The sequence below is a fragment of the Venenivibrio stagnispumantis genome (assembly GCF_900182795.1).
GTDB classification, from domain to species: Bacteria; Aquificota; Aquificia; order Aquificales; family Hydrogenothermaceae; genus Venenivibrio; species Venenivibrio stagnispumantis.
On the sequence record NZ_FXTX01000019.1, the window covers coordinates 25,788 to 31,905 of the forward strand.

Here is a 6,118-nt window from a genome sequence, read left to right on the forward strand (position 1 = left end):
AGGCAAGAGTATGAAGGTACATGAACATCAGGCTAAAGAAATTTTTGCAAAGTATGGTCTTCCGGTTCCAAGAGGTTATCCTGCATTTAATGTAAAAGAAGCAGTAGAAGCAGCAGAAGAACTCGGCAGTTTTCCGGTAGTTATTAAAGCTCAAGTCCATGCAGGAGGTAGAGGTAAAGCAGGTGGTGTTAAACTTGCAAAAAATATAGAAGAAGTTCAGCAAATAGCTTCTGAACTACTTGGTAAAATACTTGTAACATTTCAAACAGGACCGGAAGGAAAACCTGTTAGCAGATTGTATATAGAAGAAGGAACAAATATAGATAAAGAGTATTATGTAGCAATCACCCTTGATAGAAGTAAATCAAAACCGGTAATAATGGTATCTGCAGCAGGTGGTATGGAAATAGAGGAAGTTGCAGCTCAAAATCCAGATGCAATCATAACCCAAGTGATAGAACCATTTATCGGTTTAAGAAGTTATCAGGCAAGAGAACTTGCATTAAAACTTGGTCTTCCGAAAAATCTTATAAATAAAGCAGCATCCATATTCCAAACCCTTTATAAAATATACATAGAACTTGATGCATCTATGGTAGAAATAAATCCTTTAGTTTTAACAAAAGAAGGAAATCTTGTTATTCTTGATGCAAAAGTAGATTTTGATGATAATGCATTGTTTAGACATCCAGAAATAATGGAGATGGATGACCCAACCCAGATTTCACCGCTTGAAGTTGAAGCTAAAAAATACAACCTAAACTATATTAAACTTGATGGAAATATCGCATGTATGGTAAATGGAGCCGGTCTTGCGATGTCAACGATGGATACAATAAAATTAGCAGGTGGAGAACCGGCAAATTTCTTAGATGTTGGTGGCTCTGCAAATGCTACTCAAATAGCAAATGCTTTCAGAATAATATTATCAGACCCTAATGTAAAAGCAGTATTTATAAATATATTCGGTGGAATATTAAGATGTGATAGATTGGCAGAAGGTATAATTACAGCAGCAAAAGAAGTATCTATAAATGTTCCGGTAGTTGTTAGAATGGAAGGAACAAATGTAGAACTTGGTAAAAAAATGCTTGAAGAATCAGGATTAAATTTAATTACTGCTGATACAATGTGGGAAGGTGCAAAAAAAGCAGTAGAATTAGCCAATAAATAAGGAGGTTTTTTAAATGGCGGTATTAGTTAATAAAAATACAAAAGTAGTAGTTCAAGGAATAACAGGAAGAGAAGGAAGTTTTCATGCAACTCAATGTAAAGCTTACGGAACACAAGTTGTAGCAGGAGTAACTCCTGGCAAAAAAGGAGAAAATGTAGAAGGAATACCTGTGTTTGACACCGTAAAAGAAGCAGTAGAAGAAACCGGAGCAAACTGCTCACTTATATTTGTTCCACCACCATTTGCAGCAGATGCAATACTTGAAGCCGTTGATGCAGGTATAGAGACAGTTATATGTATCACAGAAGGAATACCTGTAAATGATATGCTTCCTGTAAAACAGTATATTAAAAAATATTATCCAAATACTGTATTAATTGGTCCAAACTGCCCTGGTGTAATTACACCAGAAGAAGCAAAAATAGGAATTATGCCCGGACATATCTTTAAAAGAGGTAATGTAGGTATTGTATCAAGAAGTGGAACTCTCACTTATGAAGCAGCATACCAATTAACAACAAGAGGAATAGGCCAATCAACAGCTGTTGGAATAGGCGGAGACCCAATACCAGGAACCGTTTTTGCTGATGTTTTAAAATGGTTTCAAGATGACCCAGAAACAGAAGCAATAGTTATGATAGGAGAAATCGGCGGAACTGCAGAAGAAGAAGCAGCAGAGTTTATAAAGCAATATGTTAAAAAACCGGTAGTTGCCTATATAGCAGGTGTAACAGCTCCTCCAGGAAAAAGAATGGGACATGCAGGAGCAATAATATCAGGTGGAAAAGGAACGGCAGAAGAAAAATATAAAGCACTTGAGGCAGCCGGTGCAGTAACAGTTAAAAACCCATCTATTATTGGTGAAACTGTTGAAAAATTACTAAAAAGATAAAAAGAGTTGCAAAAAAAATAAAACAGTGTTATATTTTTTAAAATAAATTTCAGGAGGCAACGAAGATGGCGTTTGATTTAACAATTAAATTTGCAGGTGAAGGCGGAGAAGGTGTAATATCAGCCGGTGATTTTACAATGAGAGCAGCTACATATCTTGGACTTGAAGTTGTAACTTTCAAAAGTTTCCCTGCTGAAATTAAAGGTGGATATGCATTATCACAAGTTAGAATGTCTGATGAAAAGATATTATCTCAAGGTGATGGATTTCAAATATTATTTGCTTTTAATGGTGAAGCTTACGAAGTAAATAAGCCTCTTTTAAAACCTGGAACAGTGCTTGTATGGGACGGACCTGAAGGCGGTGATTTTGAGCCTGAATTTGAAGAGCTAGAAAAAATGGGCGTAATTCTTTATCCAGTCCCTATGTCTAAGCTTGCAAAAGAAGAAGTCGGTGCATACATAACTAAAAATATGGTTGCTCTTGGTGCTGCTTCTGAATTATTCAATATTCCTATTGATGTATATAAAGAGCAGATTGTAAATAAATTCTCTAAGAAAGGACAGGATGTTGTTGAGTTAAACTTTAAAGCTTTAGACGCAGGTATCAACTGGGTAAAAAATAATATTAAAAAAGTAGACCCTTACAGATTACCTGAAAGAATGCCAAGAAAAGATGTAATCATTCTTGAGGGTAATGAAGCTATTGCTCTTGGTGCAGCTGTAGCAGGATGTAAAGTTTTTGCAGCATACCCAATTACACCAGCAACAACTGTAGGAAATTATCTATCAGAAATTATATTAAAAGCAAATGGATATGTTTATCAGGCAGAAGATGAAATATCATCTATGGCAATAGTAATAGGTGCATCTTTCTCCGGTGTTAAAGCTATGACAGCAACATCAGGACCGGGAGTTTCTTTAATGCAAGAATTAATAGGACTTGCATCTATGGCAGAAATACCTGCTGTAATTGTAGATGTTCAAAGAGGTGGACCATCAACAGGTATGCCTACAAAACATGACCAAGCAGACCTTTATGCAGCAGCAATAGGCGGACACGGAGATGCTCAAAGAATAGTAATAGCTCCAACAAATGTTGAAGAAAACTTCTATCTAACAATAGAAGCATTTAATCTTGCTGAAAGATACCAATGCCCTGTTTTATTCTTAACAGATGCTTCATTATCTTTAAGAGCAGAAGCGATTCCAACTCCAAATATAAAAGAAATCCAATCTAAATTAATAAATAGACCTCTTATTACAAAAGATATGGATGTGAATTTAGATGAAGTTTTAAGATATAAAATAACAGAAACAGGTATTGCTCCAATGCTTGCTCCGGGAGTATCTCCAAAACCTTATGCAGCAACAGGATTAGAGCACGGTGAAGATTCATCTCCAAGAACAAGACCTGATGTCAGAACAGCAATGATGGAAAAAAGATTTAGAAAATTGAAAAATATAGAAGAAGAAAATCAACATTTATTAGAATGGGATTTAGGAGATTTACAGGAAGGAGAAAAAGCAGATATCTCTGTTATAGCGTGGGGATTAACTGCTTCAATCACAAAAGAAGCTATTCAAAGATTAAGAAAGAAAGGATACAAAATTGCAGCATTATATCCAAAACTTCTTTATCCTGTGCCTGTAAAAGCTATTGAAAAAGTTGCAAGTATGTCAGATATTACCTTAGTACCTGAAGCTAACTACACAGGACAGTTTGCAAGATTTATAAGAATGTATACAGATGTTAAACCGGTTCAATACAATATATACAGAGGCGAACCATTTATACCAGCAGAAATAGAAGCAAAAATAGAAGAATTAGTAGGAAAAACAGTTAGAGCTTAAATAAATTTTTATAGGAGGTAATAAACATGTCATACCAGTATATAAAGCTTGAAGAAAAATTACCACCAAAGGAATACAGAAGTAATATTGAACCAACATGGTGCCCAGGTTGTGGTGATTTTGGTGTAGTTACTGCACTTACAAAAGTATTTAGTGAAGAACAGTTTGACCCAACAGCATTAACTCTTGTGTCAGGTATTGGTTGTTCTTCAAGACTTCCATTATGGATGAATTCATTTGGAATGCATACTTGCCATGGTAGAGCTATCCCTGCTGCAGTTGGAGCAAGACTTGCAAAGCCAGAAATTCCAGTTATAGTTACAGCCGGTGATGGTGATTTGTTCTCCATAGGAATGGAGCATTTCCCCCATGCAGCAAGAAAGAATTTTGATATAACAGTTATTTGTATGGATAACAGAATGTACGCATTAACAAAAAATCAACAATCACCAACATCAAGAACAGGTTATAAAGGTTCTTTAACACCTTATGGAAATATTGAAGAGCCTATGAATATAATAGAGTTTGCTATTGCATGTGGTGCTACTTTTGTAGCTCAAACTTACTCAGGAAATCCAAAACATGAGGCGGAAATAATCCAGCAAGCAGTAGAACATAAAGGATTTGCTTTTGTTAATGTTTTATCACCTTGTCCTACATATAACAAAATAGATACATTTAATTATTACAAAGGAAGAACAATAGATATTAATAAAGATTTAGGACATGACCCAACAGATAGAGCTAAAGCTCTTGAACTTGCAAGACACGTATTAGACCATGATAATGACCCTAATGCAAAAGTTATGCTTGGAGTATTCTGGAAAGAAGAAAAACCAACATTTGAAGATAAAGTTCTTGCATTAAAACAAAAGTATGGAGCATCTGATAATCCTGATTGGGATGCTATTTTAAATAGATACAGACCTTAAATTTAAAAGGGAGCTTACGCTCCCTTTTTTTATATTTTTTTATGAGAATTTATAAGATTTAAAAATTCATTTCTTGTTTTTTCATCTTCTTTAAATACTCCAGTTAATTTACTTGTTACTGTTACAGATTCAGGATTTCTTACTCCCCTCATCGACATACACAAATGAACCCCTTCCATCACAACTGCCACACCTTTTGGATTTAACTCTTTTTCTAAATATTCAGCTATCTCTGCTGTTAATCTTTCTTGGACTTGTGGTCTGTATGAAAATTTATTTACTACTCTTACGAGTTTAGAAAGACCGCATACTTTTCCATTCGGGATATATGCTATATGTGCTTTACCGAAAAAAGGTAAAAGATGATGTTCACAAAGAGAGAAAAATTGTATATCTCTTACAACTACCATCTCATCATAGCTTCCAACTTCTTCAAATATAGTCATATTCATCTCTCTATAACTTTCAAACTCTTCCCACATCTTTGCTACTCTTTTTGGTGTATCTCTGAGTCCTTCTCTGTTTGGGTCTTCTCCTATACCTTCAATAAATAATTTTATTGCCTGTTCTATTTTGTTTTTATCAATTGCCATATTTCTCTCCTTTTTATTTTTCAATTTTTGTAAGATAATATCATATTACAATTTTATGATGTTATGATAGGTGTCATTATGATGTTAGATTATATATTAATTTTGTTAGGTGGTTTTCTTGGCTCTTACCATTGTATTGGTATGTGTGGATTTATTCCTTCATTAATTGAAAGTAAAAATTTTTGGATTTCTAATATCTTATATAATATAGGAAGAATTTTTAGTTATGCATTTCTTGGTTTTTTGGCCGGTTATTTTGGAATGTTTTTTCATAAAATTGAGTTCCAATTTATCCAGCAGGTTTTATCTGTAATAATTGGTATTTTTATTATTATATTTGGATTACAGATAGCCGGAGGATTGAAGGAAAAAGGAGTATATTTTTTAGATTATATTTATAACAATTTCTGATATATTAAAATCATTTAGAAAAAATCCATTTCTTCTTGGTGTTTTTAATGGTTTTCTTCCCTGTCCTCTTGTTTATGCTTTTTTAATGAGGGCTTTATTTGAACAAAATCCGGTTAAAGGTATGGTTGTTATGATTTTATTCGGAATAGGCACTGTGCCTGCTATGTTATACCAAAACTGATGTATAATAATTAATATGAAGAGAGTAAAAAGAGAGTTAATAAAAGAGAATACGGAAGAATTAAAAGAGCTGTTAAAGAAAC

At 34.0% G+C, this 6,118-nt stretch carries 7 protein-coding genes; 6 read left to right on the forward strand and 1 reads right to left on the reverse strand.

Annotation, left to right across the window (positions count from 1 at the left end; genetic code table 11):
• Nucleotides 1-10: 10 nt before the first annotated feature.
• The 4 genes from sucC to QOR43_RS07190 all read left to right on the forward strand — a co-directional run bounded on the left by sucC (nucleotide 11) and on the right by QOR43_RS07190 (nucleotide 4,851).
• Nucleotides 11-1,174 (forward strand): ADP-forming succinate--CoA ligase subunit beta, encoded by a 1,164-nt coding sequence (gene sucC / locus QOR43_RS07175; protein WP_265134874.1) that lies wholly within the window; start codon nucleotides 11-13, stop codon nucleotides 1,172-1,174.
• A 13-nt stretch (nucleotides 1,175-1,187) separates the two neighbouring features.
• Entirely contained in the window at nucleotides 1,188-2,066 is an 879-nt protein-coding gene (gene sucD, locus QOR43_RS07180) for a succinate--CoA ligase subunit alpha (protein WP_265134875.1), read from the forward strand.
• A gap of 65 nt (nucleotides 2,067-2,131) precedes the next feature.
• Nucleotides 2,132-3,919, forward strand: coding sequence for a 2-oxoacid:acceptor oxidoreductase subunit alpha (locus QOR43_RS07185; protein WP_265134876.1), 1,788 nt, complete (start codon nucleotides 2,132-2,134; stop codon nucleotides 3,917-3,919).
• 26 nt (nucleotides 3,920-3,945) lie between these two features.
• Nucleotides 3,946-4,851, forward strand: coding sequence for a 2-oxoacid:ferredoxin oxidoreductase subunit beta (locus QOR43_RS07190; protein WP_265134877.1), 906 nt, complete (start codon nucleotides 3,946-3,948; stop codon nucleotides 4,849-4,851).
• Between the two features lie 29 nt (nucleotides 4,852-4,880).
• Here QOR43_RS07190 and folE read toward each other — a convergent pair whose 3' ends face one another.
• Nucleotides 4,881-5,444: a GTP cyclohydrolase I FolE gene (folE, locus tag QOR43_RS07195; protein WP_265134878.1), complete on the reverse strand. Its 564-nt coding sequence runs from the start codon at nucleotides 5,442-5,444 to the stop codon at nucleotides 4,881-4,883.
• Between the two features lie 81 nt (nucleotides 5,445-5,525).
• Between folE and QOR43_RS07200 the strand changes: the two genes are divergently transcribed.
• Both QOR43_RS07200 and QOR43_RS07205 read left to right on the forward strand, forming a co-directional pair.
• Nucleotides 5,526-5,855, forward strand: a complete 330-nt coding sequence (locus QOR43_RS07200) for a sulfite exporter TauE/SafE family protein (RefSeq protein ID WP_283571461.1) — start codon at nucleotides 5,526-5,528, stop codon at nucleotides 5,853-5,855.
• Between the two features lies 1 nt (nucleotide 5,856).
• Complete coding sequence (locus QOR43_RS07205) at nucleotides 5,857-6,036, forward strand: sulfite exporter TauE/SafE family protein (RefSeq protein WP_265134881.1); 180 nt, start codon at nucleotides 5,857-5,859, stop codon at nucleotides 6,034-6,036.
• Nucleotides 6,037-6,118: the final 82 nt, after the last annotated feature.

Excerpts from the sequence above, each read along its gene's own strand:
- folE (WP_265134878.1), bottom strand. The coding sequence starts at position 5,444 with ATGGCAATTGATAAAAACAAAATAGAACAGGCAATAAAATTATTTATT.
- QOR43_RS07185 (WP_265134876.1), top strand. The coding sequence starts at position 2,132 with ATGGCGTTTGATTTAACAATTAAATTTGCAGGTGAAGGCGGAGAAGGT.
- sucC (WP_265134874.1), top strand. The coding sequence starts at position 11 with ATGAAGGTACATGAACATCAGGCTAAAGAAATTTTTGCAAAGTATGGT.
- QOR43_RS07200 (WP_283571461.1), top strand. The coding sequence starts at position 5,526 with ATGTTAGATTATATATTAATTTTGTTAGGTGGTTTTCTTGGCTCTTAC.
- QOR43_RS07190 (WP_265134877.1), top strand. The coding sequence starts at position 3,946 with ATGTCATACCAGTATATAAAGCTTGAAGAAAAATTACCACCAAAGGAA.
- sucD (WP_265134875.1), top strand. The coding sequence starts at position 1,188 with ATGGCGGTATTAGTTAATAAAAATACAAAAGTAGTAGTTCAAGGAATA.